Raw genomic sequence first — 26,679 nt, forward strand, 5'->3', positions numbered from 1 at the left:
ATCTTCAGCGCCCGGCGCGCGCGACGCCGGTCCCCCCGTCTTGCCTTTGCGGCCGCCGCACAGCAATGTTCGGCACCGGCATCCTGATGCCGTGTCGAATGACGGGGCAGGAATGAAACGCAGTTGGACGAGTATCGGTGAGCTGCGCGAGCGCTGGGGCGATTCCCTGCTGACCGTGCTCACGGCCCTGATCATGATCATGATGTTCGTGATAGCGCCGCTCCAGGCCCTCGGCCTGTTCGAATTCCAGATCTTCGAACTGCTGCTCGCGCTGTTCCTGGTCGGCGGCGTGTTCCTGATGTCGGGGAGCGCAATCGCGGTCGTCGCGATGCTGGTTGCGCTTGCCATGATCGTCACGGGCGGAGTCCTGAGGCTGCGTTCGCCCTCGATCATCGACCTCAATCTGTTCGCCGGCTCGTGGCTGATCGTCGGCATCACCCTGGCCGTGACGGTGGCTCGGGCGACGTTTGCGCCGGGCCGTGTCACCTATCACCGCGTGATCGGCGCCGTCCTGCTCTATCTATCCGTTGCCGTGATCTTCTCGGCACTCTACACCTTCATCGGCACGCTGCTGCCGAACGCCTTTTCCGGGATGAAGATGGAGGACAGTCCAGCGCTGGCGAACCAGATGATCTATTTCAGCTTCATGACGCTGACGACCACCGGCTATGGCGACGTCGCCCCGCTGCATCCGATCGCGCGCAGCCTGTGCAATCTCGAGGCGATCTTCGGCCAGCTCTATCCCGCAACGCTGCTGGCGCGGCTCGTGACGCTCGAGATCACGCACAGCGACCAGGATTCGTGAGCGCGATGCGAGATTGGTCGGGCGGCTATCTGAACCGCAGGTTTGCGCGAGAAAGCTGGCTGATCGAGGAATACCCCATCAGCCGCATGTCGCGCACCAGCTCGGTCTGCAGCAGACCAAGCGCCCGCTCGACTCCGCCCTGGCCGGCCGCCGCCAGCGGATAGAGATAGAAGCGCCCGAGACCGACGGCCTTGGCCCCGAGCGACAGCGCCTTCAGCACATGGGTGCCGCGCTTGATGCCGCCGTCCATCATCACATCGATCCGGTCGCCCACGGCATCGACGATCTCGGCCAGCTGATCGAACGCCGCCCGGGAGCCGTCGAGCTGCCGGCCGCCGTGATTGGACAGAATGATGCCGGTGCAGCCGATCTCGACCGCGCGCTTGGCATCAGCAACCGACATGACGCCCTTCAGGCAGAATTGGCCGTTCCACTGCCGGACCATCTGCGCGACGTCGTCCCATGTCATGGCCGGATCGAGCATCTCGGTGAAATAACGCCCGATCGACATGGCGCCGCCGCTCATGTCGACATGCTCGTCGAGTTGCGGCAGCTTGAAGCTCTCATGCGTGACGTAGTTGATGGCCCATGCCGGCTTGATGGCAAATTGCAGCATGCCACCGAGCGTCAGCCTGAACGGAATCGAGAACCCCGTCCGCAGGTCGCGCTCGCGGTTGCCGCCGGTGATACTGTCGACCGTCAACATCATCACGTCGACACCGGCCTGCTTGGCGCGCTGCATCATCGCCGTGTTCAGGCCTCGGTCCCGGTGGAAATAGAACTGATAGACCTGCGGCGTCGCGTAGGCCTTGCGCAATTCCTCGAGGCTCACGGTGCCGAGCGAGGACACGCCGAACATCGTGCCGTATTTCGCCGCGGCGGCGGCGACGGCCCGTTCACCCTGATGATGAAACAGACGCTGCAGCGCGGTCGGCGAACAATAGAACGGCGTCGCCAGCTTCTGCCCCATCACGGTGACCGAAAGATCGACGTTCTCGACGCCGCGCAAGATATTCGGCACCAGATCGCAACGCTCAAAGCTCGCGGTGTTCTGCCGAAGCGTCGCCTCGTCGTCCGCCCCGCCGTCGATATAGTCGAAGATCGGCCCCGGAAGCCGCCGCCGCGCCAGTTCGCGGAAGTCATGGAAATTGTGGCAATCGCTCAAGCGCATGTCGTGCTCCGAAGGTCCGGACCGCAGCGTTCAACGGCCCCCACTGCCGTTCAAACCCACAGCCTCCGGAATAACGGGCACGCCTCGCCTTGTCCACCGAACGAGGTTGGCGGGTCAAACCACCGTCCGGTGTCGCTCGATGCAGGTCCGCAGCACCTCGTCCAGCGGACGGCTCCACCAGTCATTCGAGAATATCTCGATCTCCGAATAGCCGGCAAAGCCCTGCGCCTCGACCATCGCGCGCACCGATTTGATGTCGATGACGCCGTCGCCCATCATGCCGCGGTCGTTGAGAATGTCCTTGGTCGGCACCAGCCAGTCGCAGACGTGGAATGCGAGCAGGCGATCCTTGCCGGCGCGCGCGATCTGGCCCGTCAGCTCCGGGTCCCACCAGATGTGATAGACGTCGAGCGCGACGCCGATCGCGCCGCTGCGGCCGGGATCGAGCGCGTCGCAGATGTCGAGCGCCTGCTTTGTCGTGTTCACGCAGGCGCGGTCGGCGGCATAGGCCGGATGCAGCGGCTCGATCGCGAGCGGCAGTTTTGCCTGCTTGGCATAGTCCAGCATCTCGGCGATGCCGTCATGCACTTGGTTGCGCGCCGTCACGATGTCCTTCGAGGCCGCGCTGCCCGGCCGCGAATATTGCGGCAGGCCACCGACGACCAGCACGATGCAGGAGGCACCGAGCGCGGCGGCCTCGTCGACCGCGCGGCGGTTGTCGTCGCGGGCCTCGCTGCGATGCGCGCTGTCGGCGGTGAACATGCCGCCGCGGCAATAGCCCGAGAGATCGAGCCCGGCATCCTTGACCGCGCGCACGGCACGGTCGACGCCGACGGCAGCGACCTGGTCGCGCCAGGGATCGATGGCACGGATGCCGTGGCGCGCGCAGGCGTCGATGATGGCGAGGAGATCGCCCTGCTTGCGGACGGTCGCCGTGTTCAGCGAGAGCCAGCGGTGATCGTTGGAAAAGTCGCGCATCAGGTGTCGATACCGCGTGTTGTCAGGATGGCTTGCATCCGTCGTGTCGCAAGCTCTGGATTGGCAAGCAGCCCCGCCTGATCGGCGAGCCGGAACAGTTCGGCGAGATGCAGGGTCGAGCGTGCGCTCTCCTGCCCGCCGACCATCGTGAAATGATCCTGATGCCCGTTGAGATACGCCATGAACACGATGCCGGTCTTGTAGAAGCGGGTCGGCGCCTTGAAGATATGGCGCGACAACGGCACCGTCGGCCCGAGCACGTCGTGGAAGCCGGCCGCATCGCCTGCCGTGAGCCGCGACAGCGCGTAGGACGCCGCCGGCGCGATCGCATCGAAGATGCCGAGCAACGCGTGGGAGAAGCCCTTGTCGTCGCCGGCGATCAGTTCGGCATAGTTGAAGTCGTCGCCGGTATACATTTTCACGCGCGGATCGAGCCGCCGCCGCATGTCGATCTCGCGCTGCTTGTCGAGCAGCGAGACCTTGACACCGTCGACCTTGGCCGCATTGGCGTTGATGACCGCAACCGCCGTATCCATCGCTCTGTCGAGGTCGGCCGTGCCCCAGTAGCCTGATAGCGCCGGATCGAACATGTCGCCGAGCCAGTGGATGATCACGGGCTCGCGGACCTGCGACAGCACACGGTCGTAAACCCTGGCGTAGTCCTCCGCATTCCTGCCGAGCTTTGCCAGCGCGCGCGAGGCCATCAGGATGATGCGCCCGCCTGCCTTCTCCACGGCCGCGATCTGCTCCTCATAGGCACGGATCACGTCGTCGATCGACTTGGCATCCTCCACAGCGAGATGATCGGTGCCTGCGCCCGAGAACACCAGCGCGTTGCCCCTCGCCTTCGCTGCCTTCACCGAGCGCTGGATCAATTCGAGCGAGGTCGCCCAGTCCAGCCCCATGCCGCGCTGCGCGGTGTCCATCGCCTCGGCGACTCCGAGGCCGAGATCCCAGACATGCTCGCGGAATGCGATCGTCTTGTCCCAATCGAGCGCGGCCGTTAGCCACGGGTCGACGTCGGCGCGGGGATCGGCGACCACATGGGCGGCCGAGAACGCCACGCGATTGAGCGCGCCCTCGAGCTTCGCTGGAAAGGTCCGCGACGCCGCCAGACGATAGGTCACAAGGCCACCATCGGCGGTCGGCAACCTCAAGGACAGCGACGACGTCGGCGGGACTGGCTTGTTCATGACAAGTCCTCTCTCAGACCACGATCGGAGCGACGTCGACCCAACGCCGCTCCTTCCAGCTCTGCAGCGCGCATTCGGCGAGCTGCACGCCCTTGGCGCCTTCGAGCAGGGTGTATTTGTAGGGCGCATCCTCACAGACATGGCGGATGAACATCTCCCACTGCTCCTTGAAGCCGTTATCGTAGACGACGTTCTCCGGCAGCTTCTGCCAGTCGGCATAGAAATCGTGCATGCGCTTCTCGTCCGGATTCCACACCGGCCGCGGCGTCGCCTGCCGCGCCTGGATCACGCAGTCGGTCAGGCCCGCCACCGCGGAGCCATGGGTGCCGTCGACCTGGAAGGTGACGAGGTCGTCGCGGTAGACCCGCGTCACCCAGCTCATGTTGATATGCGCGATCACGCCACCCTTCAGCTTGAACGTGGCGTAAGCGGAATCGTCGGCGGTCGCCTGGTACTTCCCGCCCTTCTCGTCATAGCGCTCGGGGATATCGGTCGTGCCGATGCAGACCACGCTCTCGACCTCGCCAAAGAGATTGTCGAGCACGTAGCGCCAGTGGCAGACCATGTCCAGAATGATGCCGCCGCCATCCTCGGCGCGGTAGTTCCACGACGGCCGCTGCGCCTCCTGCCAGCCGCCCTCGAACACCCAGTAGCCGAACTCGCCGCGCACCGAGAGCATGCGGCCGAAGAAGCCGGAGTCGCGCAGGAAGGCGAGCTTCTTCAGGCCGGGCAGGAACAGCTTGTCCTGCACCGTGCCGTGCTTCAACCCCTTGGCATTGGCGAGCTTCACGACCGCAACCGCTTCCTCGAGATTGGTCGCAATCGGCTTCTCGCAATAGACGTGCTTGCCGGCATTGATCGCCTTGGTCAGCAGCGAGGGCCGCGCCTGCGTCGTTGCGGCATCGAAGAACAAGGTATCGCCGTTGTCGGCCAGCGCGCGATCGAGATCGGTGGTGTGGCGCTCGATGTTGTAGCGTTTTGCCAATGCGCCGACCTTTTCGGCGTCACGGCCGACCAGGATCGGATCCGGCATGATGCGATCGCCGTTCGCGAGCAGCACACCGCCCTGCTCGCGGATCGCAACGATCGAGCGGATCAGATGCTGGTTGAGCCCCATCCGGCCGGTGACGCCGTTCATGATCAAGCCGAGGCGTTTGGTCGTCATACTGTGTGCTCCTGCGAAACGCGTGGTGTGGGCCGCTTGAGCGGCTGCATGGTGGACCAGTCCGGATGGATCGAACTGGCGAATCCTGCTGCGGCAGCGATCGATCCGGTCAGGAGATCGCCGTCATGGATCGCGAGGCGGACCTTGCCGCCATGGCGCGCGTAGAGATCGGGATGCGCGGTGAGGAAGGCGTCGGCCTCGTCAGCCGGGGTGTCGGCAAAGCCGTCGACGTAATGATGACCGTTGCGCTCGGCATGAGGGACGCCGATCAGTGCGCCAAGCGCGAGGTCCTGCTGCACGCCGAGCCCGGCCTGGCAAGTCAGGTCCTCGCCGCTGATGAAGTACCGATCGCCATCCGCGCTCCATGCCGCCGCGCGCGTCGCATTGATGATCGACTTGTAGATGCCCTTGCACGATTTCGAGGAGATGCCGCGGTAGCCGAGCGCCCGCGCCTGCGGGAAGGCATCATACAAATCGTCGGCCTCATCGATGATGAAGCTGCGCGCGGCAAGCTTCCCGAGCGGCGAAGCCTTGGTGATATCGCGTGGCATCGGCTGCTCGATATACAGCAGGTTTGCCGCGATCAGCTCAAGCGCAGCGTCGTGGTCGAGCCGGTCGACCAGTTCATTCAGCGCGGCGAGATCGGCATACTGCTCGTTGGCATCGAGCGTAACCTTGATGGCGTAAGGCAGCTTGGCGAGCTCTCGGCCGATCCGCGCAAGACGCGCCGCGTCATGCGCGGGATCGCCGTTCAGCTTGAGCTTGAAATAGCGTGCCCCCGCGTTCTCGTTCGCGTCGGCGACGCCGCGCTCACCCTCAACCTTGTCGTCCATCCCGACGGTATGCCTGACGGCGACACGATCGAGCTGCTTGCGTGTCGAAAGGAATTGCACGATGGCAGCCCCGTCGATATCCGGCGTCAGCCGCGCGTCGATGCCGGCGATATTGCCGGCCATGCCATCGAAGAAATTCGCGCTGGCCACGCGCAGCAGTGCATCCAGGATCGCCTTGTCGATCTCGGCCGGGCCAAAGCTTGCGGCGAGCGGCGGAATATCCTCCGCAGCGCAGGCCGCAACCTGCGGGCCGATACGTCCCGCATGCAGGCCGAATGCGGTATCAAAGCCCCGGTTCGCCAGATAGAGCTCGCGCGCCATCGCAAGCGAACGGCGCAGGCCGTCGAGCGACTGCGCTTCGGTCAGATGCGGCCGCTTGTCGAACCATTTCGGCGCCAGCATCTCGGCGCTGGCGCCGGTCGCCCGGCCCTTGCCCTCCACCTCGATCTCGACCCGCACGAACAGCTGCGTCGACGCGGTGATCGTCACCGCACCAAAGCGGAACGGCCGTGCGAACACCAGCGGCCGTTCGAAGAAGGCGATATCGTTGACTTTGAGGCGAAGTGTCATCGTAGGCTCGGGTGTTAGTCCAGCGACCCCTGCGTGAAGAAATGCTTGCGGATCCGCTGCACCAGCTCGGTGAAGACCGGATCGGACATCGTCTCGAGCGAGCGCGGCCGCGGCATCGGCACGTCGTAGATGGCAGCGATCGCGCCGGGACGCTCGGTCATCACAAGGACGCGGTCGGCAAGGAACACGGCTTCCGGGATCGAGTGCGTGATCAGCAGGACGGTCTTGCCGGTCTCGCGCTGGATCCGCATCAGCTCGACATTCATCCGCTCCCGCGTCATGGCGTCGAGCGCGCCGAACGGCTCGTCCATCAGCATGATCTTGGGATCGTGCACCAGCGCGCGGCAGATCGAGGCGCGCTGCTGCATGCCGCCGGACAATTGCCAGGGCAGCTTCTTCTCGAAACCCTCGAGCCCGACCAGCTTCAGCAGCGCCTTGGCGCGGGCGAGATATTTGTCGCGGGCGAGCCGCTTCATGTCGATCGGCAGCATCACGTTGGAGAGGATGTTGCGCCAGGGCAGCAGCAGCGCGTTCTGGAACACGATGCCGACATTGCCGTGCGGCCTGGTCACCACCTCGCCGTCGACCAGCACCTCGCCGGTCGTCGGCGGCAGCAGGCCCGAGATCATCTTGAGCAGCGTGGACTTGCCGCAGCCGGACGGCCCGACCACGACAAAGAATTCGCCATCATTGATGGTGAAGTCGAGCGGCCGCAGCGACGGCACATCACCGTCGCGCGAGCGGTAGGTCTTCGACACGCCTGATAGTTTGATGCCCGGCGTAGCGCCGGCCGCGCGGTCCGACACCAGGCGCAGGTGCGCGGCGGGCTGCTCGGCATGGGTTGGTTTGGCCGCGGGGTTCATCGCAGCTTTCTCCACCCGTCGTCCCTGCGAAAGCAGGGACCCATACGCCGCGGCTTCTCGTTCGGGCACATGGGGAGAGACCTTCCGCAACAATTGACGCCGGTGCTTATGGGTCCCTGCTTTCGCAGGGACGACAGCTGATATAAGTGGCTCACGAATTGCCCTTCGGGAGATAGTCGTTGGTGTAGAACGCCTTCGGATTAGCCTTGGCCTTGGCGTCGAGGCCGCCATACTCGACCATCAGATTGACCGACTCGGTCATGTTCTGGTCGGTGACCTGGAACGGCCGCTTGGTCTTGGTCTCCGGCGTGCGATAGAGCGGGATTGTCAGCTCGAAACCCTGCGTCAGCGTGTCGATCTTGCCGCCTTTCGGATTGGCATCGAGGATCGACTGCGCGGCGGCCTTGGGGTCCTTCTCCGCAGCCTCCACCGCCTTGGTCGTCGCCGACATGAAGCGGCGGACCAGGTCGGCGTTAGCCTTCACGTAGTCGGAGTTCGCGATGATGCCCGACGACACCATGTTGATGCCGTAGTCGGCGAACTTGATCGGATAGACGTCCTTGCCGGTGGCGTCCTTGATCTTCATCGACTGGTCCATGACATAGCCGAGCAGCAGATCGGCCTGGCCGTTGATGACGGCGTTCAGCTTGGTCTGGCCATCGCCGGCAACGGTCTGGAAATCGCTTTCCTTCAGGCCGGTCTTCTTCAGGAACAGCGGCCAGATCTGCGTCATCGAATCCGCAGGGGTGATCGCGACGGTCTTGCCCTTGATGTCCTCCGGCTTCCTGATGTTCTTGTCGGCAAGGCTCATCGCCGACATCGGGCTGGTCTGCAGCAGCACGCCGGTGGCGATCACGGGCGCGCCCTTCACCGCGGCACGCATCATCGTCGGCACGTCGACATAGCCGAAGTCCGCGGTCTTAGCCGCGACCGCCTGCGTGGTCGCAGCCGAGCCGCGGCCTTCCTGGATCTCGAGGTCGATGCCTTCGGCGGCATAGATGCCCTTGGCCTTGCCGTAATAGAACGGCGCGTGCTCGCCATAGACGTACCAGTTCAGCATCAGCACCACCTTGTCGGCCGCGGATGCCGGGGCCACCGCGAGCGCGGTCCAGGCCAGTGCGGCGCCGGCGACCGCAATCAAACGCTTCATGGTTATTCTCCCTTTATTGTCCGCGGCCGTTGTGTGGGCCGCTTGTTCGGTTGCTGCGCTAGGAGGCGAAGCTGATGTCGTCGCGCTGGCTGACGTGCCAGGGGATCACCAGCCGCTCGATGCGGTCGACGATCCAGAACAGGATGACGCCGAGCAGCGCCAGGATCACCAGCGCGGCGAACATCGTCGGCAGGTCGAAGGTGCCAATCGAGCGCTGCATCACATAGCCGATGCCGGAATTGGAGCCGACGAACTCGCCGACGACGGCGCCGACCACGGCGAGCGTCACCGACACCTTCAGGCCGGAGAAGATCGCGGGCATCGCGTGCGGCAGGTTGACCGCGCAGAACACCTTGAAGCGGCTGCCCTGCATCGCGCGCGCCAGATCGACCATGTCGGGGTCGACCGACTTGAAGCCCTGCACCGCCGAGACGACGACCGGGAAGAAGCCGAGCAGGAACGCGGAGATCACCTTGGGGATGATGCCGAAGCCGAACCACACCACGAACAGCGGCGCGATCGCGATCTTCGGCACGGACTGGGAGAACACCAGCAGCGGATAGACGTAGCTCTCGACCGTCTTCGAGCCCGCGATCAGCATCGCGACGGGAATGCCGAACAACGCCGAGAGCACGAAGCCGCAGATCGTCGCGTACGTGGTCGGCCAGGACTGCCGCAGCAGCTCCGGCCAGTCGCTCCACAGCACCGCGACGACGTCGCCGGGCGACGGGATCTGATAGGCCGGGATGTGGAACAGGCGGATCGAGAGGTCCCACGCCACCACGATGACCACCAGGAACAGGAACGGGCGGACCCACGCCGCATTCAGCACCTTCGATAGGCCCGAAGGGCTCTTCGCCTCCGCCACGTCGCGCTCCCTTGCAGTTTCTCAGTTCGGCAAGAAATTAACCCGTTGGATAAATACTGTCTAGCCCCTCGCACGCGGCAAAATCGCGCTGAAATGCGCAACTTTCGTCAGACGAGAATTCTATCGATGAATGCTGCTTAGCCCGGATGAAGCGCAGCGAAATCCGGGGACGGACCAACCGCGGATGCAACTGTCCAGGATTACGCTTCGCTCCATCCGGGCTACGAAAGAACGACGAAAACGCCGCGAGCCCTCACACCACCCGATGCTCGCTGGTACGCAGCAGCGGCATCGCGCTGCCGACTTCGGCCGTGGATTTGCCGGTCAGCGCCGCCAGCACCAGCGCGGTCATGTGCTCGAGGCGCTCGTCGCGGGCGTCTTTCTTGAGCAGGTCGCGGCCGAAGATCACGCTCAAGGTGGCGCTGTTGGAGAGATAGAAGAACGCGAGCCCCGCGATCGAGATATAGAGTTGTACCGGATCGACCGTGACACGGAAGTCGCCGCTCTCGACCCCGCGCGTCACCACGGTGCGGATCATCTCGACGAAGGGCGAGTGCATCGACTTGACCTTGGTCGAGCGCTTCAGATGCTTTGCCTTGGCGAGGTTTTCCGTGTTCAGCAGCGCCAGGAACTCGGGATTGCGCAGAAAATAGTTCCACGTGAAGTCGATCAGGCGCCCGATCGCATCGGGCGGATCGAGATGCTCGAGATCGAGCGTGCGTTCCTCAGCGCGAATCTTCTCATAGGCGCCTTCCAGCACCTCGAGATAGAGATCCTCCTTGTTGCCGACATGGTAGTACAGCATGCGCTTGTTGGCGCCGGCATTGGCGGCGATGCGGTCGACCCGCGCGCCGGCGAGGCCATGGGCGGCGAATTCCTGCTTGGCCGCCTCGAGAATCCGCAGCCGCATCCCCTGGGGGTCGCGCTGCCATCTCTGTATCCGCTTTGCCTTCGCCAATTCGATCGCCCGGTGATGCTGAATAGATCAATGTAACATGACGCGCGCCGTTTGAGAACGAATGTTGTCGTGATAGCGGCGCGGGAATATTTCTCACAGTGCCCTTTCGTCATTCCGGGGCTCGCCACCGGGTCGCGCGAACGCGCACCCGATGACAGGCTCCGCGAGAGCCCGGAATCCATCGGACCGCATGTATCTTGGATGAATAGATTCCGGGCTCGCGCCAAGGGGCGCGCCCCGGAATGACGAGAGAATGTTGGCACGTGTTGCCCGCCGTGCACGCTGCGGTGACGACGCGCGGATGAAGCGCGGCCTAGTCTGGCTTTCCCTGTGAGGGCTGCACCAGAAGTGTCGGCACCCCGCAGGTGCCGTTGCGCACCGTCATCACGCGTGTACCGGGCTTGCGGCCGGTGCGAATCTCCGAGACGTCGACGCCGTCGGCAAGCAGCCGCGCATGCGTGGCATCGGCATCAGCGACGCGCCAGCAGATCCCGCGCAGCCGGTCCGGCGCGTCGGTCTCCGCCTTGTCGTTCCCCTTGGCCGGCCGGTGGGTGACCTCGACGACGAGATCGCCGCAACGGAAGAACATCAGGCGGCCCCACTCCGGATGCGACCGGTCGAGCGCCATGTCGAGCCCGAGCCGCGCGCCGTAGAGCGCCGCGGCGCGTTCCGGGTCGGCGGTGGAGACCACCACATGATCTATCGCGGTGATCGAGGCCGGCGTGGTGCGCACCGACAGGGGCCGCTCCTGCTCCCGCTCGAGGAAGAACATGCGCACACCGCGCGTCGCGTCGGTTGCTGCACGCGTGCGCTTCCACGCCAGCGTGGCGCCGCTCGCCGCGTCGCGGCTCTCGACCTCGGCGACCGGCTCGGGCTTCAGCGTCAACCGGTCGAGCCTGCGGTGCGTCCTGGCGATATCGCTGGTGCGGAAGCAGAGGCTCGCGAGCCCCTCGCCTTGCGTGACGAGCGCGCTGCGGACGCGCTGCGCGGCATCGTCATCGCCGCGCGGCGCCATCAATTCCAGCGTCGTGTTGTCGAGCGTGAACAGCACGCGGTCCGCGCCGTCGCCGCTATTGCGCCAGGCCGGTGCCCGCGCGAACAGCGTCTGATAGGCAGCGCTGGCGGCGGTGATGTCGCCGGTCAGGACGACGACATGATCGAGGCCGGTAATCATGGGTGCGGCCTCCGCGAATCTGCCGTCATTGTGTTCTCCCTTGACGCAACCCGGAACCACAGGCCGCGGGCCGCCGTTATGCCGAATGCCAGAACGGCCCCCGCATCCATCATCTCTACCTGCAAACCAAGCAGGGTTGCGAATAATTTGAGCGAAATCGGCAGATCAGCGGTGCTAGTCTAGTCCGTGGCCGGGACCACACCAAGCGACGACGGGAAGCGAATGCAGGCTCTTTTTATTGGACAGACCTATATCGACGTCACCTTCATCACAGATCACATGCCTGTCGGCGACGAGAAACACGTCGCGGACGCCTATGCCGTCTCCTTCGGCGGCAACGCGGTGACCGCGGCATTCTGCTGCGCCAAGCTCGGCGTCGAGCCGGACCTGATCGCCACCATGGCCAATGACTGGCTGGGGCGGATGTTCTGGGACATGGCCGACCGGTACGGCATCTCGTTCCATCCCCGCAAGGTCAACTCCTCCTCGCTGTCCTTCATCATGCCCAACGATGGCAAGCGCGCCATCGTCCGCTGCCGCGACGACCACCACATCCATCCCTTTCCGCTGCTGAACATCAAGGGCTGCCGTGCACTGCACATCGACGGCCACCAGCCGGACGCCGCGATCCATTATGCGAAGCTCTGCCGTGAGGACGGCATCATGACCTCGCTCGACGGCGGTGGCCTGCGCACCAACACCCACGATCTGCTTGCCTTCATCGACGTTGCGATCGTCGCCGAACGACTGTGCGAACAGATGGACAAGACGCCGGAGCAGATGCTCGACTATCTCAAGAGCCGCGGCTGCAAGGTCGGCGGCGTCACCATGGGCGAGCGCGGCCTGCTCTGGTATGACGAGACGGGCGCGGTGCAGACGCTGCCGGCGTTTCCGATTCCGCGCAAGCGCGTGATCGACACCAACGGCGCCGGCGACGTCTTCCACGGCGCCTACATCTATTCCTATCTCGCCAATCCCGGCAAAGCCTGGCATGAGCATTTCGAGTTCGCGCGCGCGGCGTCGACCTACAAGATCCAGAAGCTCGGTAACGAGGCCGGCCTGCCGACGCTCGACGATATCGCCGCGGTGAAGCAGGAGTTCGGCGCCGCGGTTTGACAGGGCTGAATGGGGTTGGGCATGGGGCGCGTCTTCGTCGCCGGCAGCATCAATATGGACGTGGTGGCGACTGCCGAGCGCCATCCGAAGGTCGGCGAGACCGTGGCCGGCGAGGCCGTGCTGTATTTTCCCGGCGGCAAGGGCGCCAACCAAGCGGTGGCATCCGCCAAGCAGGGCGTGCCGACCACGCTGGTCGGCCGGCTCGGCACCGACGCGTTCGGCAAGGAGCTGAGAACCTTTCTCGCCGCGCAGGGCGTCGATCTCGGCTTCGTCAAGGATACCGGTGGCACGCATTCAGGCACGGCGATCATCACGCTTGCCAATGCCGACAATACGATCGTCGTCGTGCCGGGCGCCAACGGGCTGGTCGATGCCGATGATGTCGCAGCACCCGTGCTCGCGAAAGACGACGTCGCGGTCAGCCAGTTCGAGATCCCGCTGCCGACGATCGTCGCATTCTTCCGCCGCGCCCGCGCCGCCGGCGCCACCACGATCCTCAACCCGGCGCCGGCGAAACCGGCCGACAAGGCGCTGCTCGATCTCGTCGATGTCCTGATCCTCAACGAGACCGAGCTCAGCTTCCTCACGGGAACGGAGCTGCGCGACAGCGACGCCCCGTCCCGCTTTGCCGAGGCGGCGCGAACATTGGGGCAAGGCAAGACCGTCTGCGTCACGCTCGGCAAACGCGGCGTGCTGGCGCTGGTCGCGGGCCAGCCGCTGCTCGTGCCCGGACGCGAGGTCAAGGCCGTCGACACCACAGGCGCCGGCGATTGCTTCGTCGGCGCCCTCGCCTCACAGCTTGCCACCGGCAAGCCGCTCGGCGACGCGCTGGCCTACGCCAACATTGCCGCCTCGATCTGCGTGCAGCGGATGGGCGCTGCGCCGTCGATGCCGACGGCGCAGGAGGTGGCCGCGATTCTTTCCACGAGTCGTCCCGGCGAAAGCCGGGACCCATAACCACGGCTGTCAATTATTGCGCAACGCTGGAACGACCATCCCCGTAAACAAATCAGGCCGCGGAGTATGGGTCCCGGCTCCCGTGCGCAATTGCGCACTAGGCCGGGACGACGAGTGGTTAGGCCAGCGCGCTTTTGAGGTCGAAGCTCGCATCCGCTGCTTGCTCCGGCGTGATCGAGCCGCCGGCGCCGAGCAGCCGGCGGCCGAACATGTGGTCGCCGGCGCGATTGACCGACTCGATGCCGAGCAGTCTGTCGCCGCGATAACAGAACGCCGAGAACGCGCCCTGCGCGCGGTCGCCGCGCACCACGACGCGGTCGTAGCCGGTGGTGAGACCGGCCATCTGCAGCTTGTCGGGGCCTTGGTCGCTCCAGAACCACGGCAGGCCGTCATAGACCTCGGTCTTGCCGGTCAGCCGCGACGCCACGCAGCGCGCATGGTCGGTCGCATTCTGCACCGACTCCAGCCGCAGCGATCCGCCGAAGCGCTTGCTGGTGTAGAGCGCGCAATCGCCGATCGCGGAGACATGGGGATCGGCGGTCAGAAGATGTTCGTCGACGATGATGCCCGATGCGACCGGCAGGCCAGCCTCGGCAGCGAGTTCGACGTTCGGCAGCACGCCGACGCCGACGACGACGAGATCGGCCGGGATATGCGTGCCGTTGCTCAGGCTGACACCGGTGACCTTCGCACCATCGGCCTCGATCGCGGTGACCTGCACGCCGAGATGGATCCGGATGCCGGCCGCGCCGTGGCGCGACTGCGAGAACTCGGAAATCTCCGCGGTCACCGCGCGCGCCATCACGCGGGAGGCGAGCTCGACCACGTCGACCTCAAGACCCTTGGCCCGCGCGGTGGCCGCGAATTCGAGCCCGATGAAGCCTGCGCCGATCACGACGACGCGCATGCCGGGTGCGATCAAATCGCGCAGCGCCTGGCTCTCATCGAGGATGCGCAGGTAACGGACCCCGTCGAGCTTGGCGTTGGGAATATCGAGCAGCCGGTTCCGCGCGCCGGTCGCGAGCACCAGATGGCCGTAGTCGAGCGAGGTGCCGGAGGCGAGCGCCACTCTCCGCGCATTGCGGTCGACCGCATGGGCACGATCGGTGATCAGTTCGATCTTGTTGTCGTGGTAGAATTTGTCGGGCCGGAACATCAGGGACTCGGGCCCGCCGGTCCCCTTTAGATAGGCCTTCGACAATGGCGGCCGCTGATACGGCAGATGACCTTCGTCATTGAGCAGGGTGATGCGCTCGGCGAAGCCCGCCTGGCGCAGCGACGCCGCGAGCTGGAAGCCGGCATGTCCGGCACCAACGATGATGACCGAGCCTGTCATCGGAACAACCCAAATACGCGCGAGCAGGAGCGACCCATGCCGTTTCCTCTTGTCGATGTTAGCTTGCTTGCCCCGTCCCCACAGCGCTCGTGTCTGCGTACCGAAGGCTGACGGCCATTTGGCCTCATGGCTCGCGCCGATGCAAGGGGGTCTCGGGCAAATCTGGGCGCCCGAACGCTGCCTCTGGACGCCGGGCCGCATTGCCATGGCCTCCGCCAAGGCCTTAAATGTCCGGAACCAACAAGCCCAAGGTCCCTAGAGATGCCCGATCCCGCCTCCGCCAACGACCCCGCACTGCTCCGCATCGACGGCGCCATCGCGACCATCACGCTGAACCGCCCGGCCGCATTCAACGCGATCGACCTGACGATCGCCAAAAAGCTGGAGCAGCTCAGCGCCGAGGTCGAAGCCAACAACGACGTCCGCGTGCTGGTCATCGAGGGCGAAGGCCGCGCCTTCTGCGCCGGCGGCGATCTGCAGATCATCGGCGCCGCCGCCGAGGCCAACAATGTCACCCCCGTGGTCAGCGAGATGCTTCGTCACTACCACGCCTTCATCGAGACCGTGCGGCGGATGCCGAAGATGGTGTTGTCCAGCGTGCACGGTTCGGCGGCCGGCGCCGGCATGGGGCTCGCCTTCGTGACCGACCTGTGCATCGCCGCGGACGATGCCCGCTTCACGCCCGCTTATGCCAAGATCGGCGTGTCGCCGGATGGCGGCAGCACGGTCGGCATCGTCGGCACGGTCGGGACCCGCCGCGCGTTGCAGATTTTCCTTGCCGAGGATGGCTTCACCGCGCAGCAGGCCTATGAATGGGGACTGGTGGTCAAGACCGTCCCCGCGACCGAGCTAAAAGCGGCCACCCGGCAGCTCGCCGAACGCCTGGCAAAGAATCCGCCCGCCGCGATCGCCGCAACCAAATCACTTGTCTATCAGGCGGCCACGACGCCAACCAAGCAGCAGCTCGACGCCGAGGAGCACAAGATCATCACGACCATGCACACCGACGATTTCCGCGTCGCGGTGAAGAAGTTCACCAGCAAGTCGAAGTAGCGGTCTGGCGTTTCACGCTACCGTCATTGCGAGGAGCGATAGCGACGAAGCAATCCATTTCTCCGCGTGCCGAGCGATGGATTGCTTCGCGGAGCCTGTCATCGGGCGCGCGTTCGCGCGACCCGTTGGCTCGCAATGACGTGGATGGAGTAGCGTGTACTCCTCACCAGGGTTCTGACCCAGTCAAACTAGTTCGGGCAGATATAGCCCGTGCCGCCGGGCGCCTTGAAGCAGCCGACCGATTCCGGGATCACCTGCTTGGGCAGCCACAGCACGACCTTCGGGAAGTAGATCGTGAAGCAGATCGTGACCAGGAACACGACATAGATCGGCAGCGCCGCCCGCAGCGCTTTTGCAAAGCTGATGCCGACGAATTTCGAGGCCATCAGCAGCACGAGCCCGTAGGGCGGCGTGATCAGGCCGAAGGCAAGCGTCGCAATCAGCACCACACCCATATGCACGCCGTTGATATCGCCGGCCTGGGTCAGCGCGTTCACCAGCGGCATGAAGATGATGATGGTCGGCACCGGCTCGATGAAGTCGCCGACCACGGTGAACAGCAGCACCATCAGCAGCATGATGAGGTGCGGATCATTGCCGGCAATCGAGGTGATCCAGTCCGCGATGTAGATCGCGCCGCGCAGATAGGCCAGCATCCAGCCAAATGCGTTCGCGGCGCCGATCGTGATCAGCGGCAGCGAGAAAATCAGGCCGGCGAGGCAGAAGTCGTACGGGATCTTCTTCAGGTGCCCGCGGTTCAGCGCCGGGATCACGACGATGATGATGTAGGCGACAGCGACCACGCCGGCCTCGGTCGGTGTGAACCAGCCGGTCAGGATGCCGCCGAGCAGGATCACCGGGATCATCAGCGGCAGCGCGGCGTCGCCGGCGGCGAAGGCAACCTGGCGCAGCGGCGCGCGCGGCTTGCGCAGGCCCGAGGGGCCGAACAAGTAGCAATAGATCATCAGCCCGAAGCCGATCATCAGCCCGGGCACCACGCCGGCCATGAACAGGCCGGCGATCGAGACATTGCCGACCGCACCATAAACCACCGCCGTGATGCTCGGCGGCACCAGCGCCGCGATGGTCGAGGCTGAGGCGATGATCGCCGCGATGAACGCCGGCTCATAGCCCTCCCGCCGCATCGGCCCGCCGAGCGCCCGGCTCATCACGGCCACGTCGGCGGTGGTCGAGCCCGACATCTCCGAGAAGAACATGCTGAACACGACAACGACCTGCGACAGCCCGCCCCTGATATGCCCGACCAGCGACACCGACAGGTTGGCGATGCGGACCACGACATTCGCGGAGCTCATGAGCTCGCCGACCAGGAGGAAGAACGGGATCGCAAGCAGCGCCTCGGAATCGACGCCGTCGAAGATCTTCTGGATGATCGCCGCCAGCGACACGTCGGACAGCGCCGCGCCGACGAACACGCCGGCCATCAGCGAGAACGGCACGGGCACGCCGAGATAGCCGAAGAACAGGAAGCAGAACGACATCAGCACAAGCACGACCGGTGCGCTCACGGTTGCACTCCCGTGGTCGCGCCGGTGCTGACGGCTGGTATCGCAAGATCGTCGTCCGGCGGCTCCGGATGATCGAAGCCGTTGCGGATGCCGTTGACGAGCTGCTCTGTCGTGAACAGGCCGATCAGGATTCCCGACAGCGGGATCACGGCATAGAGCGACGCGATCGGCGTGCCCGACGGCAGGCGGAAGCTGCCGAAGCCGCGCAGGTAGTTTTGGTAGCCGTACCAGACCAGGCAGAAGGCGACACCCAGCACCACCAGACGGATGACGATCTCGACGAATGTCCGCGACCGGCCGTGCATCGCCTCCGAGAGCGCAGTGAGATAGAGATGATCATTGCGCCGTGTCGCGACCGCGGCACCGATGAAGATCGCGTAGATGAACAGCGTCGAGGTCACCTCCTGCAGCCACAGCCAGGGATGACCGATGGTGCGGGTGACGATGTCGGCGGTGACCGAGAGCGAGAAGCCGAAGCACAGCACGCCGCACAGCATCATCAGGATCAGCTCGAGCCGGTCGAGCGCCCGCCATTTCAGATGCCGCTGCCGTTGCAGCACCAGTCTGTCGGCAATGGCCATGGCTCGAAATTCCTCGTCGTCCCGGCGAAAGCCGGGACCCATAACCCCCGGCTCGAGTTGCTTGCAGAAAGTCGGCGACTTAATCGCTCAACTGACAGGCCGCGGCGTATGGGTCCCGGCTCCGTGCGCAAGCGCGCACTCGGCCGGGACGACGCATGAAGTGGGCTAGTTGATCGCGCGGATCAGGTTCTTGATCTTCTCGGCATGCGGGCCGAGCTCCTTGGCGAGCTTGTCCAGATAGGGATCGGCGACCGCGGTGAAGCTCTTCTTGTCGACATCCTCGACCACCTTGACGCCGAACGATTTCAGCTTGGTCAGCGCGTTCCGCTCCAGCTCGAAGGCCTTCTGCGGCTCCTTGGCACTGACCTCGTTGGCGGCGGCTTGCACCCACTGCTTCTGCTCGGCGGAGAGGCTCTGCCACAGCTTGTCGGAAACGAACAGCAGCGCATTGTTGGCCTCGTGCTCGGTGATCGAGAGCACTGGCGCGACCTCGTAATGCTTGTTGACGAGATAGACGTTGATACTGTTCTCGGCGGCGTCGACCACGCCGGTCTGCAGCGAGGTGTAGACGCTGCCGAACGGCATGTGCACCGTCTGCGCGCCATAGGCCGGGAACATGGTGTCCTCGGTCGCGGTCGCCTGCACCCGGACCTTGACGCCCTTGAGGTCGCCGACGTTGTGGATTTCCTTCTTGCTGTAGACGTGGCGCACGCCCTGCGAGCCGGTGCCGATCACATGCAGGCCCTGGGCGGTGTCGTCGATCATGGTCTTGATGGCGTCGAACACCTTTGGATCCGCCAGCGCCCTGATCACATGGGCGTCGTTGCGGAACAGGAAGTGCAACGACATCACGCCGGCCTGCGGCGAGATCGTCGCGGTGTTGGCTGAGGAGATGATCGCGAACTCGATATCGCCTGATTTCACAAGCTGCAGCAGCTGCGGCTCCTGGCCGAGCTGTGCACCGGGATATTGATCGACGATCATCGTCCCCTTGCTCAATTCCTTGAGCTTCTCGGCGAACAGATCGCCGGCGACCGAATAGCCGGTGTTGCGCGGCTGGTCGTAGGCGAAACGGAAGTGCTTGACCTCCTGCGCGCCGGCGCGCGCAGGCAGCAGCAGCGCTACTGCGGCCATGGCGATCCCGACGATCTTGGCTGAAGTGCCCATCGCGACGTTCCCCCTGTTTTTGATTGACGCGATCATCCCACCAGTCCCGCGGGATTGTCAATAAAACAGAGGTAATCAGCTCGTCGTAGGCACGAACGAGCGCCGCATCGCAGAAATTATCGACAATTTGGCCAGCGCGCCGAACTTTGCGCGCTACTTCCCCTTGGCGCGCATGAAGTCGAAATCGCAGCCCTCGTCGGCTTGCAGGATGGTCTCATTGAAGAGATGCGCATAGCCGCGCCTGGCCCAATCCGGCGTGCCGGCCGGAGCGAGCGCGGCGCGCCGCTTCTCGAGCTCAGCCTCGTCGACCAGCAGATCGATGCTGCGCTTGGCGACATCGAGCCGGATCATGTCGCCGTTCCGCACCAGCCCGAGCGGGCCGCCGACGGCGGACTCCGGCGTGATGTGCAGCACGATGGTGCCGAACGCAGTGCCGCTCATCCGCGCGTCGGAGATGCGGACCATGTCCTTGACCCCGGCGCGCGCGAGCTTCTTCGGGATCGGCAGGTAGCCCGCCTCGGGCATGCCCGGCGCGCCCTTCGGGCCGGCATTGCGCAGCACCAGCACGTCGTCGGCAGTCACGTCGAGCGCGGGATCGTCGACCCGCAGCGTCATGTCCTCGACCGACTCGAACACCACGGCGCGGCCGGTATGCTGCAGCAGCCTCTCGCTCGCCGCCGACTGCTTGATCACCGCACCGCGCGGCGCGAGATTGCCGTGCAGGATCGCCATCGCGCCTTCGGACTTGATCGGATTCGCCTTGGAGCGGATCGCATCCTGGCCCGGTACGTCCTCTGCGTTGGCTACGACCTCGCGCAAGGTCTGGCCGGTGATGGTCCTGGCGTCCAAGTCGATGAGGTCGCCGAGCTGCGCCATCAGCTTCGGCACGCCGCCGGCATGGTGGAAATGCTCCATATAGTGCTCGCCCGATGGCTTGAGATCGACCAGCACGGGTACTTCGCGGCCAAGCTTGTCGAACGCCTCGAGGTCGATCTTGTGCGGCGAGCGGTTGGCGATTGCGGTCAGATGGATCAGCCCGTTGGTCGAGCCGCCGATCGCCTGCATCACGACCTGGGCATTGCGAAACGAGGACGGCGTCAGGATCTCGCTCGGCTTCGGTCCCTTGGTCTTCGCCATCTCCGCGGCGACGCGGCCGCTTGCCTCGGCGGAGCGGAAGCGTTCGGCATGCGGCGCCGGGATCGTCGCGCTCATCGGCAGCGACAGGCCGAGCGCCTCGGTGATGCAAGCCATGGTGGACGCGGTGCCCATCACCATGCAAGTGCCCACGGAAGGCGCAAGGCGCCCATTCACCGCCTCGATCTCGTTGTCGTCGATCTCGCCGGCGCGATACTTGCCCCACAGTCGGCGGCAGTCGGTGCAGGCGCCGAGCACCTCGCCTTTGTGATGGCCGACCACCATCGGGCCGACCGGAATCACGACGGTCGGCAGATCGGCGCTGATCGCGGCCATGATCTGTGCCGGCAGGGTCTTGTCGCAGCCCCCGATCACGATCACCGCATCCATCGGCTGGGCGCGGATCATCTCCTCGGTGTCCATCGCCATCAGGTTGCGCAGATACATCGAGGTCGGATGCGCGAAGCTCTCGGCGATCGAGATGGTCGGGAAGACGAAGGGCATCGCGCCCGACAGCATCACGCCGCGCTTCACCGCCTCGATGATCTGCGGAACGTTGCCGTGGCAGGGGTTGTAGTCGCTGTAGGTGTTGGTGATGCCGACGATCGGGCGATTGAGCGCATCGTCCGAATAGCCCATCGCCTTGATGAACGCCTTGCGCAGGAACAGCGAGAAGCCGGCGTCGCCATAGCTTGTCAGTCCCTTGCGAAGTCCGTCGGCCATTTTCTGCTCGCCCCGTGGTTGTTCGGTCGCACTTAAGGAGCGGCGGGAATTATTGTCAATATGAGATAATCCGGAGGTGGAGCGTGGCTGACCTGCGGCAAAATCACCCCTATTATTGACAATAACCATGGCGCCGTGCTGACCTCCGGCATCGCCCCGAAGCCGAGAGCGCATGAAAGCCGAGCCCACTTTGCCCGAACTCCAGGCCCCTTCCCGCGAGGAGGAGCAGGCGGAAGTGATCCGCCGGCTGGAGGAGGACATCATCTTCGGGCGCTTCGCGCCCGGCCTGCGGCTGGTCGAGGATACCCTGATGCAGCGCTACGGCGCGAGCCGGCATTTCGTCCGCCAGGCGCTGTTCCAGCTCGAGCGCCAGGGCATCGTGCTGCGGGAGAAGAATGTCGGCGCCACGGTGCGGTTCTATTCGGCCGAGGAAGTGCGGCAGATCTATGAGGTGCGCGAGATGCTGACGCGGCAGGCCGCGCTGATGATCGCGCTGCCCGCGCAGATGAGCCTGATCGACGAGCTGAGCGAGCTGCAGCGGCATTACTGTATCAAGGCCGACGCGCAGGACATGCGCGGCATCCACGAGACCAACGATGCGTTCCACCTCGCGCTGTTCTCTGCCTGCGGCAATCCCTATCTGGTCCGCTCGTTGCAGGACTACATGAACCTGACGCTGCCGATGCGCGCCAAGAACCTCGCCGACAGCGAGGGCCTCGCATTGTCGCGCCGCCAGCACGAATTGATGATCGAACTGCTGAACGGTCGCGACAGCTGGGCGCTGGCGCAGCTCTGCGTCGATCACATGCAATACAGCAAGGCGGATTATCTCGTCCGCATCTCCAACGACAAAAAGCCGCAATAGCGCGATACGTGGCCCCCTCGTGAAGGAGACGGCGATGCGCTACGTGGCTTTGTTGATCGGATCGTTCGCAGCGCAGCTCGCGCTTGGCGGAATTGCTGAAGCGGCCGATCCGCGCGCGACAGAACTCACCTACGAGCCCTGGGCCAAGACCTGCCTGACCGAGGCGAGCTGCTTCGTCGCCGCCGCCGCGCGCGGCAAGTGCGCGCCGTCGGGCGGCACCATCAGCATCTCGCCGCAGAGCAGCACCCGCGCGCTACTCACCGCCAATGTCGGAACGCGGACCATGCTGGAAGGCACGATCAGCCTGCGGATCGATCAGGACGAGCCGATGCAGATCGCCAGGACGCACTGCTATACGCTCGGCTGCGGCGGCACGCTGGAGGCCAATGGCGAGTTGATCCAGCGGCTGAAGCACGCGCAAACGATCGCGGTGGAAGCCAAGAACCTGACCGGGCAGAAGATCAGCCTCAGCTTCCCGCTCGCGCACTTTTCCCAGACCTATGACGGACCCGGAAGCGCACCCAAGGCATCCGGACAGAGCTCGAATGAGCCGCAGCGCGAGCACACCGAGGCCGTGAAGCAGCTGCCGCAGTGCGACGACTGATCACTTCTTCCAGTCGATCACCCTCGTCCGGTCGCCGTCGAACTCCATGCTGCAGAACGTGCCGCCCTGGTAGTAGTCGCCGACGGGATCCGCCGGCAGCTTGGCCTGCTCGGCCATCGCGTGCTCACGAAAATCTTCGCCACGGCCGGTCGGGCGATAGCCGAGATCGTAGGCGCGGTGATTGTCCCACCAGGAGCGCTCATTGTAGGACGCTCCGTACAGCACCTCGAAATGAATGGCGGGATGTTCGAGCCCGATGCGGCAGAGTTGCACCAGATCTTCCGGCTTGAGCCAGATCGAGAGCCTGCGGTGGTCGAGCGGCGCCTCGCCGAAATTGCCGATCCGGATGCAGGTGACCTTGATGCCGTGCTTGTCGGCATAGAGCGCACCTAAGCCTTCGCCGAACACCTTGCTCACCCCATAACGACTGTCCGGCCGCGCGGTGACGTCGGTGCCGATGCGGTGATGGCGCGGGTAAAAGCCGACGGCGTGGTTGGATGAGGCGAAGATCACGCGCTTGACGCCCTTCTTGCGCGCCGCCTCGAACAGATTGTAGCCGCCGATGATGTTGGCCTGCAGGATCGCGTCCCACGAGCCTTCGACCGAATAGCCGCCAAAATGCAGGATGCCGTCGACGCCCTCGCAGACCGCCTCGACCTGTGCGAGGTCGGCGAGATCGGCCGCCTTGAATTTCTCGTCGCTGCCGAGATCGGAGGGCTGCTTGATATCGCTCAGCAAGAGATCCGGATAGATCGGCGGCAGCAGCTTGCGCAGGCTCGTGCCGATTCCCCCCGATGCGCCGGTCATCAATATGCGTGCCATGCCGTCCCTCGTCTTTCCTGATTGCTCAGCGCAATCCTTGGAGCGAATTGCGGCCGCAGGCCGACAATGATAGCAAACCAGACGCTCAAGGAAACACCATCGAAACACAACAACGAGAACAGCAAATGTCCGATGTTCATTCCGCCGGCTGGCGTCCCGCGACCTACTATCCCGATCCCGCGATCCACGCGCTCGATCCGCGCTTCGAGAAATACTGGCTAAAACTCTCCGCCGTTGAACGCATCGCGACCGGCCTGCGCTGGGCCGAAGGTCCGGTGTGGTTCGGCGACGGCCGCTATTTGTTGTGCAGCGACATCCCGAACCAGCGCATCCTCAAATGGGAGGAAGAGACAGGCGCGGTCAGCATCTTCCGCAAGCCGTCGAACTTCGCCAACGGCAACACCCGCGATCGCCAGGGCCGGCTGATCACCTGCGAGCATGGCGGCCGCCGCGTCGTGCGCACCGAGTATGACGGATCGATTACGGTGCTGATCGATAGCTTCGGCGGCAAGCGGCTCAACTCGCCGAACGACGTCGTGGTGAAGTCCGACGGCGCGATCTGGTTCACCGATCCGATCTTCGGCCTGCTCGGCAATTACGAGGGCTACAAGGCCGATCCCGAGATCGCGCCCAACGTCTACCGGCTCGATCCCGAAACCGGCAAAGCCACCATCGTCGCCGAGGGCGTGCTCGGCCCGAACGGGCTGTGCTTTTCACCGGACGAGAAGATCCTCTATGTCGTGGAATCCCGCGGCGAGCCGAACCGCAAGATCCTGGCCTATGACGTGTCCGCCGACGGCAAGACGATCTCCAACAAGCGCGTGTTCATCGATGCCGGCCGCGGCACGCCGGACGGCATGCGCTGCGACATCGAGGGCAATCTGTGGTGCGGCTGGGGCATGGGCGATCCCGAGCTCGACGGCGTCGTCGTGTTCGCGCCCGACGGCGTCATGATCGGCCGCATCGCGCTGCCGGAGCGCTGCGCCAATCTCTGCTTCGGCGGCGTCAAGCGCAACCGCCTGTTCATGGCCGCGAGCCAGTCGATCTATGCGCTCTACGTCAACACCCAAGGCGCGCTCGGGGGTTAGTTTTCGTCGTCCCGGCGCAGGCCGGGACCCATTACCACAGGCCTTCGTTTTGCGAAGAATGCGGCCCCAGCTTGCTGAACCAATATCCGGCGTCCCGGCCTGCGCCGGGACGACGATGAACATGCATCCCAAAACGTCTGACGCCGGAGCGGTGATCCGCCCCGGCGCCAGAATGTCGTGTCTCGTGGCTTAGCTTACGCGGCGTTGTAGCCGGCGACCGCCTTGGCCTCGAGATATTCTTCCAGACCGTAGCGGCCCCACTCGCGGCCGTTGCCGGACTGCTTGTAGCCGCCGAACGGTGCGGAACGCTCGTTCGGCACGCCCTGCAGGTTGACGTTGCCGGCGCGGATCTGGCGGCCGACGCGGCGCGCGGTTTCCACGGTGTCGGCCGAGACGTAACCGGCGAGACCATACGGCGTGTCGTTGGCGATCTTCACCGCCTCAGCCTCGTCCTTGGCGCCGAGGATGGTCAGCACCGGCCCGAAGATTTCCTCGCGGGCGATCGTCATGTCGTTGGTGACGTCGGCGAAGATGGTCGGACGGACATAGAAGCCCTTGTTGACGCCCTCGGGCAGGCCCGGACCACCGGCGACCAGCGTTGCGCCCTCGTCGATGCCCTTCTGGATCAGCGCCTGGATCTTGTCCCACTGACCGCGATTGACCACCGGGCCGATCGTGGTGCCGTCGGCACGCGGATCGCCGGCCTTGGTCTTGTCGGCGACGCCCTTCGCGATCGCGGCCACTTCCTTCATCTTGGAGAGCGGCACGATCATGCGCGAAGGCGCGTTGCAGGACTGGCCCGAGTTGTTGAACATGTGCATCACGCCGCCGGTCACCGCCTTGGCGAGGTCGGCACCCTCGAGGATCACGTTCGGCGACTTGCCGCCGAGCTCCTGGCTGACGCGCTTGACGGTCGGCGCCGCACGCTTGGCGACGTCGACGCCGGCGCGGGTCGAACCGGTGAACGAGATCATGTCGATGTCCGGATGCTCGCTCATCGCGGCACCCACCTCCGGGCCGAGGCCGTTGAGCAGGTTGAACACGCCCTTCGGCACGCCGGCTTCATGGAGGATTTCCGCGAAGATCAGCGCCGAGGTCGGGGTGAACTCCGACGGCTTCAGGATCATGGTGCAGCCGGCGGCGAGCGCGGGCGCGACCTTGCAAGCGATCTGGTTGAGCGGCCAGTTCCAGGGCGTGATCATGCCGACGACGCCGACCGGCTCGCGCACGATCACGGCGGTGCCCATGGTCTCCTCGAACTCGTACTTCTTGAGCACTTCGAGGGTGTTCATGAGGTGGCCGAGGCCGGCGCCGGCCTGCAGCTTCTCCGCCATCGGCAGCGGCGCGCCCATCTCGTCGGAGACGGCGGCGCCGATCTCCTTCATGCGGCCCTTATAGACCTCGACGACCTTGGTGAGCAGCGCGATGCGCTCTTCGCGGCTGGTCTTGGAATAGGTCTCGAACGCGCGCTTGGCGGCGGCGACTGCCTTGTCGACATCGGCTTTCGAGCCGAGCGCAATCTCGTACATCGCTTCTTCGGTCGCCGGATTGACGACGGGGGTGGACTTGCCTTTGACGACGGGATCGACCCAGGCGCCATCGATGTAGAATTGCATACGATTGACCATCGGAAACCTCTTGTAGGGGGCGTATGGATAAGGGGAACGGAAAGCGTTCGGCAGGCATCCTTGCACGAAAGCAGGGCGAATTGAACCCGCCATATGCGGGGCGCGGCTCGTGCACGCGAACGGGATATAAGGTCGCTTGCGCGTCGCTGGCAAGGCCAGGAAGTGTCGTCCCGGCGAAGGCCGGGGCCCATTGCCACCGATGCTGGTGTTGCGGAAGGCTGGGACGACGAGTCGCGATCAAAACACCATTCTGTGGTTATGGGTCCCGGCCTTCCAGGCCGTGCAAAAACCACGCTCTGATGGTGGATTTTGGCGGCTGAGATTGATTCGGGGGGACGATGGGACACG

24 protein-coding genes are annotated in these 26,679 nt (G+C 64.7%); 7 read left to right on the forward strand and 17 right to left on the reverse strand.

What is annotated here, in order from left to right; all coding sequences use genetic code 11:
* Positions 1–112 precede the first annotated feature (112 nt).
* Positions 113–805 (forward strand): potassium channel family protein, encoded by a 693-nt coding sequence (locus QMZ05_RS31770; RefSeq protein ID WP_353704340.1) that lies wholly within the window; start codon positions 113–115, stop codon positions 803–805.
* A 25-nt stretch (positions 806–830) separates the two neighbouring features.
* Here the strand turns inward: QMZ05_RS31770 and QMZ05_RS31775 are convergent, their stop codons facing one another.
* The 10 genes from QMZ05_RS31775 to QMZ05_RS31820 form a co-directional block, all read right to left on the reverse strand.
* A complete protein-coding gene (locus QMZ05_RS31775; protein ID WP_353704341.1) occupies positions 831–1,976 on the reverse strand; it encodes an alpha-hydroxy acid oxidase in 1,146 nt (381 codons plus the stop codon).
* Positions 1,977–2,090: 114 nt separating this feature from the next.
* Positions 2,091–2,954, reverse strand: coding sequence for a sugar phosphate isomerase/epimerase family protein (locus QMZ05_RS31780; RefSeq protein WP_353704342.1), 864 nt, complete (start codon positions 2,952–2,954; stop codon positions 2,091–2,093).
* Complete coding sequence (locus QMZ05_RS31785) at positions 2,954–4,147, reverse strand: dihydrodipicolinate synthase family protein (RefSeq protein ID WP_353704343.1); 1,194 nt, start codon at positions 4,145–4,147, stop codon at positions 2,954–2,956. The genes QMZ05_RS31780 and QMZ05_RS31785 overlap by 1 nt, the downstream gene beginning before the upstream one ends.
* A gap of 13 nt (positions 4,148–4,160) precedes the next feature.
* The gene (locus QMZ05_RS31790; protein ID WP_353704344.1) at positions 4,161–5,312 is read right to left on the reverse strand and encodes a Gfo/Idh/MocA family oxidoreductase; all 1,152 of its coding nucleotides are present in this window, start codon (positions 5,310–5,312) and stop codon (positions 4,161–4,163) included.
* On the reverse strand, positions 5,309–6,715 hold the full coding sequence (locus QMZ05_RS31795; protein ID WP_353704345.1) for a hypothetical protein: 1,407 nt from the start codon (positions 6,713–6,715) through the stop codon (positions 5,309–5,311). The genes QMZ05_RS31790 and QMZ05_RS31795 overlap by 4 nt, the downstream gene beginning before the upstream one ends.
* Before the next feature lie 14 nt (positions 6,716–6,729).
* Positions 6,730–7,578, reverse strand: a complete 849-nt coding sequence (locus QMZ05_RS31800; RefSeq protein WP_353704346.1) for an ABC transporter ATP-binding protein — start codon at positions 7,576–7,578, stop codon at positions 6,730–6,732.
* A gap of 151 nt (positions 7,579–7,729) precedes the next feature.
* Complete coding sequence (locus QMZ05_RS31805; RefSeq protein ID WP_279705148.1) at positions 7,730–8,728, reverse strand: ABC transporter substrate-binding protein; 999 nt, start codon at positions 8,726–8,728, stop codon at positions 7,730–7,732.
* Positions 8,729–8,786: 58 nt separating this feature from the next.
* Complete coding sequence (locus QMZ05_RS31810) at positions 8,787–9,596, reverse strand: ABC transporter permease (protein WP_353704347.1); 810 nt, start codon at positions 9,594–9,596, stop codon at positions 8,787–8,789.
* A 253-nt stretch (positions 9,597–9,849) separates the two neighbouring features.
* Entirely contained in the window at positions 9,850–10,506 is a 657-nt protein-coding gene (locus QMZ05_RS31815; RefSeq protein ID WP_050424812.1) for a TetR/AcrR family transcriptional regulator, read from the reverse strand.
* 361 nt (positions 10,507–10,867) lie between these two features.
* Entirely contained in the window at positions 10,868–11,728 is an 861-nt protein-coding gene (locus QMZ05_RS31820; protein ID WP_353704348.1) for a VOC family protein, read from the reverse strand.
* A gap of 222 nt (positions 11,729–11,950) precedes the next feature.
* Between QMZ05_RS31820 and QMZ05_RS31825 the strand changes: the two genes are divergently transcribed.
* The gene (locus QMZ05_RS31825) at positions 11,951–12,844 is read left to right on the forward strand and encodes a sugar kinase (protein ID WP_353704349.1); all 894 of its coding nucleotides are present in this window, start codon (positions 11,951–11,953) and stop codon (positions 12,842–12,844) included.
* Between the two features lie 21 nt (positions 12,845–12,865).
* Positions 12,866–13,801 (forward strand): ribokinase, encoded by a 936-nt coding sequence (locus QMZ05_RS31830; protein ID WP_353704350.1) that lies wholly within the window; start codon positions 12,866–12,868, stop codon positions 13,799–13,801.
* Between the two features lie 118 nt (positions 13,802–13,919).
* Here QMZ05_RS31830 and QMZ05_RS31835 read toward each other — a convergent pair whose 3' ends face one another.
* Positions 13,920–15,137 carry an FAD-dependent oxidoreductase gene (locus QMZ05_RS31835; protein WP_353704351.1) on the reverse strand — a complete coding sequence of 406 codons (1,218 nt, stop codon included), beginning with the start codon at positions 15,135–15,137 and terminating at the stop codon, positions 13,920–13,922.
* A 261-nt stretch (positions 15,138–15,398) separates the two neighbouring features.
* Between QMZ05_RS31835 and QMZ05_RS31840 the strand changes: the two genes are divergently transcribed.
* Positions 15,399–16,190, forward strand: a complete 792-nt coding sequence (locus QMZ05_RS31840; protein ID WP_353704352.1) for an enoyl-CoA hydratase/isomerase family protein — start codon at positions 15,399–15,401, stop codon at positions 16,188–16,190.
* Between the two features lie 188 nt (positions 16,191–16,378).
* Here the strand turns inward: QMZ05_RS31840 and QMZ05_RS31845 are convergent, their stop codons facing one another.
* The 4 genes from QMZ05_RS31845 to QMZ05_RS31860 form a co-directional block, all read right to left on the reverse strand.
* A complete protein-coding gene (locus tag QMZ05_RS31845) occupies positions 16,379–17,719 on the reverse strand; it encodes a TRAP transporter large permease (protein ID WP_353704353.1) in 1,341 nt (446 codons plus the stop codon).
* Positions 17,716–18,300 (reverse strand): TRAP transporter small permease, encoded by a 585-nt coding sequence (locus tag QMZ05_RS31850; RefSeq protein WP_353704354.1) that lies wholly within the window; start codon positions 18,298–18,300, stop codon positions 17,716–17,718. Before QMZ05_RS31850 ends, QMZ05_RS31845 begins: the two co-directional genes overlap by 4 nt.
* 165 nt (positions 18,301–18,465) lie before the next feature.
* Positions 18,466–19,434, reverse strand: coding sequence for a TRAP transporter substrate-binding protein (locus tag QMZ05_RS31855; RefSeq protein WP_353704360.1), 969 nt, complete (start codon positions 19,432–19,434; stop codon positions 18,466–18,468).
* Positions 19,435–19,620: 186 nt separating this feature from the next.
* The gene (locus QMZ05_RS31860; protein WP_353704355.1) at positions 19,621–21,324 is read right to left on the reverse strand and encodes an IlvD/Edd family dehydratase; all 1,704 of its coding nucleotides are present in this window, start codon (positions 21,322–21,324) and stop codon (positions 19,621–19,623) included.
* 172 nt (positions 21,325–21,496) lie between these two features.
* On the opposite strand from QMZ05_RS31860, the gene QMZ05_RS31865 reads away from it, so the two are divergent.
* Both QMZ05_RS31865 and QMZ05_RS31870 read left to right on the forward strand, forming a co-directional pair.
* Positions 21,497–22,189 carry a GntR family transcriptional regulator gene (locus QMZ05_RS31865; RefSeq protein ID WP_353704356.1) on the forward strand — a complete coding sequence of 231 codons (693 nt, stop codon included), beginning with the start codon at positions 21,497–21,499 and terminating at the stop codon, positions 22,187–22,189.
* A gap of 34 nt (positions 22,190–22,223) precedes the next feature.
* Positions 22,224–22,793 (forward strand): invasion associated locus B family protein, encoded by a 570-nt coding sequence (locus tag QMZ05_RS31870; RefSeq protein WP_353704357.1) that lies wholly within the window; start codon positions 22,224–22,226, stop codon positions 22,791–22,793.
* Here QMZ05_RS31870 and QMZ05_RS31875 read toward each other — a convergent pair whose 3' ends face one another.
* On the reverse strand, positions 22,794–23,615 hold the full coding sequence (locus QMZ05_RS31875) for an NAD(P)-dependent oxidoreductase (RefSeq protein ID WP_353704358.1): 822 nt from the start codon (positions 23,613–23,615) through the stop codon (positions 22,794–22,796).
* A gap of 125 nt (positions 23,616–23,740) precedes the next feature.
* Here QMZ05_RS31875 and QMZ05_RS31880 point away from each other — a divergent pair, with 125 nt between their 5' ends.
* The gene (locus tag QMZ05_RS31880) at positions 23,741–24,703 is read left to right on the forward strand and encodes an SMP-30/gluconolactonase/LRE family protein (RefSeq protein WP_353704359.1); all 963 of its coding nucleotides are present in this window, start codon (positions 23,741–23,743) and stop codon (positions 24,701–24,703) included.
* Between the two features lie 194 nt (positions 24,704–24,897).
* On the opposite strand, the gene QMZ05_RS31885 is transcribed toward QMZ05_RS31880, so the two are convergent.
* Positions 24,898–26,331, reverse strand: coding sequence for an aldehyde dehydrogenase family protein (locus QMZ05_RS31885; RefSeq protein ID WP_076862559.1), 1,434 nt, complete (start codon positions 26,329–26,331; stop codon positions 24,898–24,900).
* Positions 26,332–26,679: the final 348 nt, after the last annotated feature.

This window comes from Bradyrhizobium sp. INPA03-11B (genome assembly GCF_040446015.1).
Lineage (GTDB): Bacteria > Pseudomonadota > Alphaproteobacteria > Rhizobiales > Xanthobacteraceae > Bradyrhizobium > Bradyrhizobium macuxiense_A.

What these genes read in the sequence shown, in the direction of transcription:
- QMZ05_RS31770 (WP_353704340.1), top strand. Translation starts at nt 113, where the DNA reads ATGAAACGCAGTTGGACGAGTATCGGTGAGCTGCGCGAGCGCTGGGGC.
- QMZ05_RS31775 (WP_353704341.1), bottom strand. Translation starts at nt 1,976, where the DNA reads ATGCGCTTGAGCGATTGCCACAATTTCCATGACTTCCGCGAACTGGCG.
- QMZ05_RS31780 (WP_353704342.1), bottom strand. Translation starts at nt 2,954, where the DNA reads ATGCGCGACTTTTCCAACGATCACCGCTGGCTCTCGCTGAACACGGCG.
- QMZ05_RS31785 (WP_353704343.1), bottom strand. Translation starts at nt 4,147, where the DNA reads ATGAACAAGCCAGTCCCGCCGACGTCGTCGCTGTCCTTGAGGTTGCCG.
- QMZ05_RS31790 (WP_353704344.1), bottom strand. Translation starts at nt 5,312, where the DNA reads ATGACGACCAAACGCCTCGGCTTGATCATGAACGGCGTCACCGGCCGG.
- QMZ05_RS31795 (WP_353704345.1), bottom strand. Translation starts at nt 6,715, where the DNA reads ATGACACTTCGCCTCAAAGTCAACGATATCGCCTTCTTCGAACGGCCG.
- QMZ05_RS31800 (WP_353704346.1), bottom strand. Translation starts at nt 7,578, where the DNA reads ATGAACCCCGCGGCCAAACCAACCCATGCCGAGCAGCCCGCCGCGCAC.
- QMZ05_RS31805 (WP_279705148.1), bottom strand. Translation starts at nt 8,728, where the DNA reads ATGAAGCGTTTGATTGCGGTCGCCGGCGCCGCACTGGCCTGGACCGCG.
- QMZ05_RS31815 (WP_050424812.1), bottom strand. Translation starts at nt 10,506, where the DNA reads ATGCGGCTGCGGATTCTCGAGGCGGCCAAGCAGGAATTCGCCGCCCAT.
- QMZ05_RS31820 (WP_353704348.1), bottom strand. Translation starts at nt 11,728, where the DNA reads ATGATTACCGGCCTCGATCATGTCGTCGTCCTGACCGGCGACATCACC.
- QMZ05_RS31825 (WP_353704349.1), top strand. Translation starts at nt 11,951, where the DNA reads ATGCAGGCTCTTTTTATTGGACAGACCTATATCGACGTCACCTTCATC.
- QMZ05_RS31830 (WP_353704350.1), top strand. Translation starts at nt 12,866, where the DNA reads ATGGGGCGCGTCTTCGTCGCCGGCAGCATCAATATGGACGTGGTGGCG.
- QMZ05_RS31835 (WP_353704351.1), bottom strand. Translation starts at nt 15,137, where the DNA reads ATGACAGGCTCGGTCATCATCGTTGGTGCCGGACATGCCGGCTTCCAG.
- QMZ05_RS31840 (WP_353704352.1), top strand. Translation starts at nt 15,399, where the DNA reads ATGCCCGATCCCGCCTCCGCCAACGACCCCGCACTGCTCCGCATCGAC.
- QMZ05_RS31850 (WP_353704354.1), bottom strand. Translation starts at nt 18,300, where the DNA reads ATGGCCATTGCCGACAGACTGGTGCTGCAACGGCAGCGGCATCTGAAA.
- QMZ05_RS31855 (WP_353704360.1), bottom strand. Translation starts at nt 19,434, where the DNA reads ATGGCCGCAGTAGCGCTGCTGCTGCCTGCGCGCGCCGGCGCGCAGGAG.
- QMZ05_RS31860 (WP_353704355.1), bottom strand. Translation starts at nt 21,324, where the DNA reads ATGGCCGACGGACTTCGCAAGGGACTGACAAGCTATGGCGACGCCGGC.
- QMZ05_RS31865 (WP_353704356.1), top strand. Translation starts at nt 21,497, where the DNA reads ATGAAAGCCGAGCCCACTTTGCCCGAACTCCAGGCCCCTTCCCGCGAG.
- QMZ05_RS31870 (WP_353704357.1), top strand. Translation starts at nt 22,224, where the DNA reads ATGCGCTACGTGGCTTTGTTGATCGGATCGTTCGCAGCGCAGCTCGCG.
- QMZ05_RS31875 (WP_353704358.1), bottom strand. Translation starts at nt 23,615, where the DNA reads ATGGCACGCATATTGATGACCGGCGCATCGGGGGGAATCGGCACGAGC.
- QMZ05_RS31880 (WP_353704359.1), top strand. Translation starts at nt 23,741, where the DNA reads ATGTCCGATGTTCATTCCGCCGGCTGGCGTCCCGCGACCTACTATCCC.
- QMZ05_RS31885 (WP_076862559.1), bottom strand. Translation starts at nt 26,331, where the DNA reads ATGGTCAATCGTATGCAATTCTACATCGATGGCGCCTGGGTCGATCCC.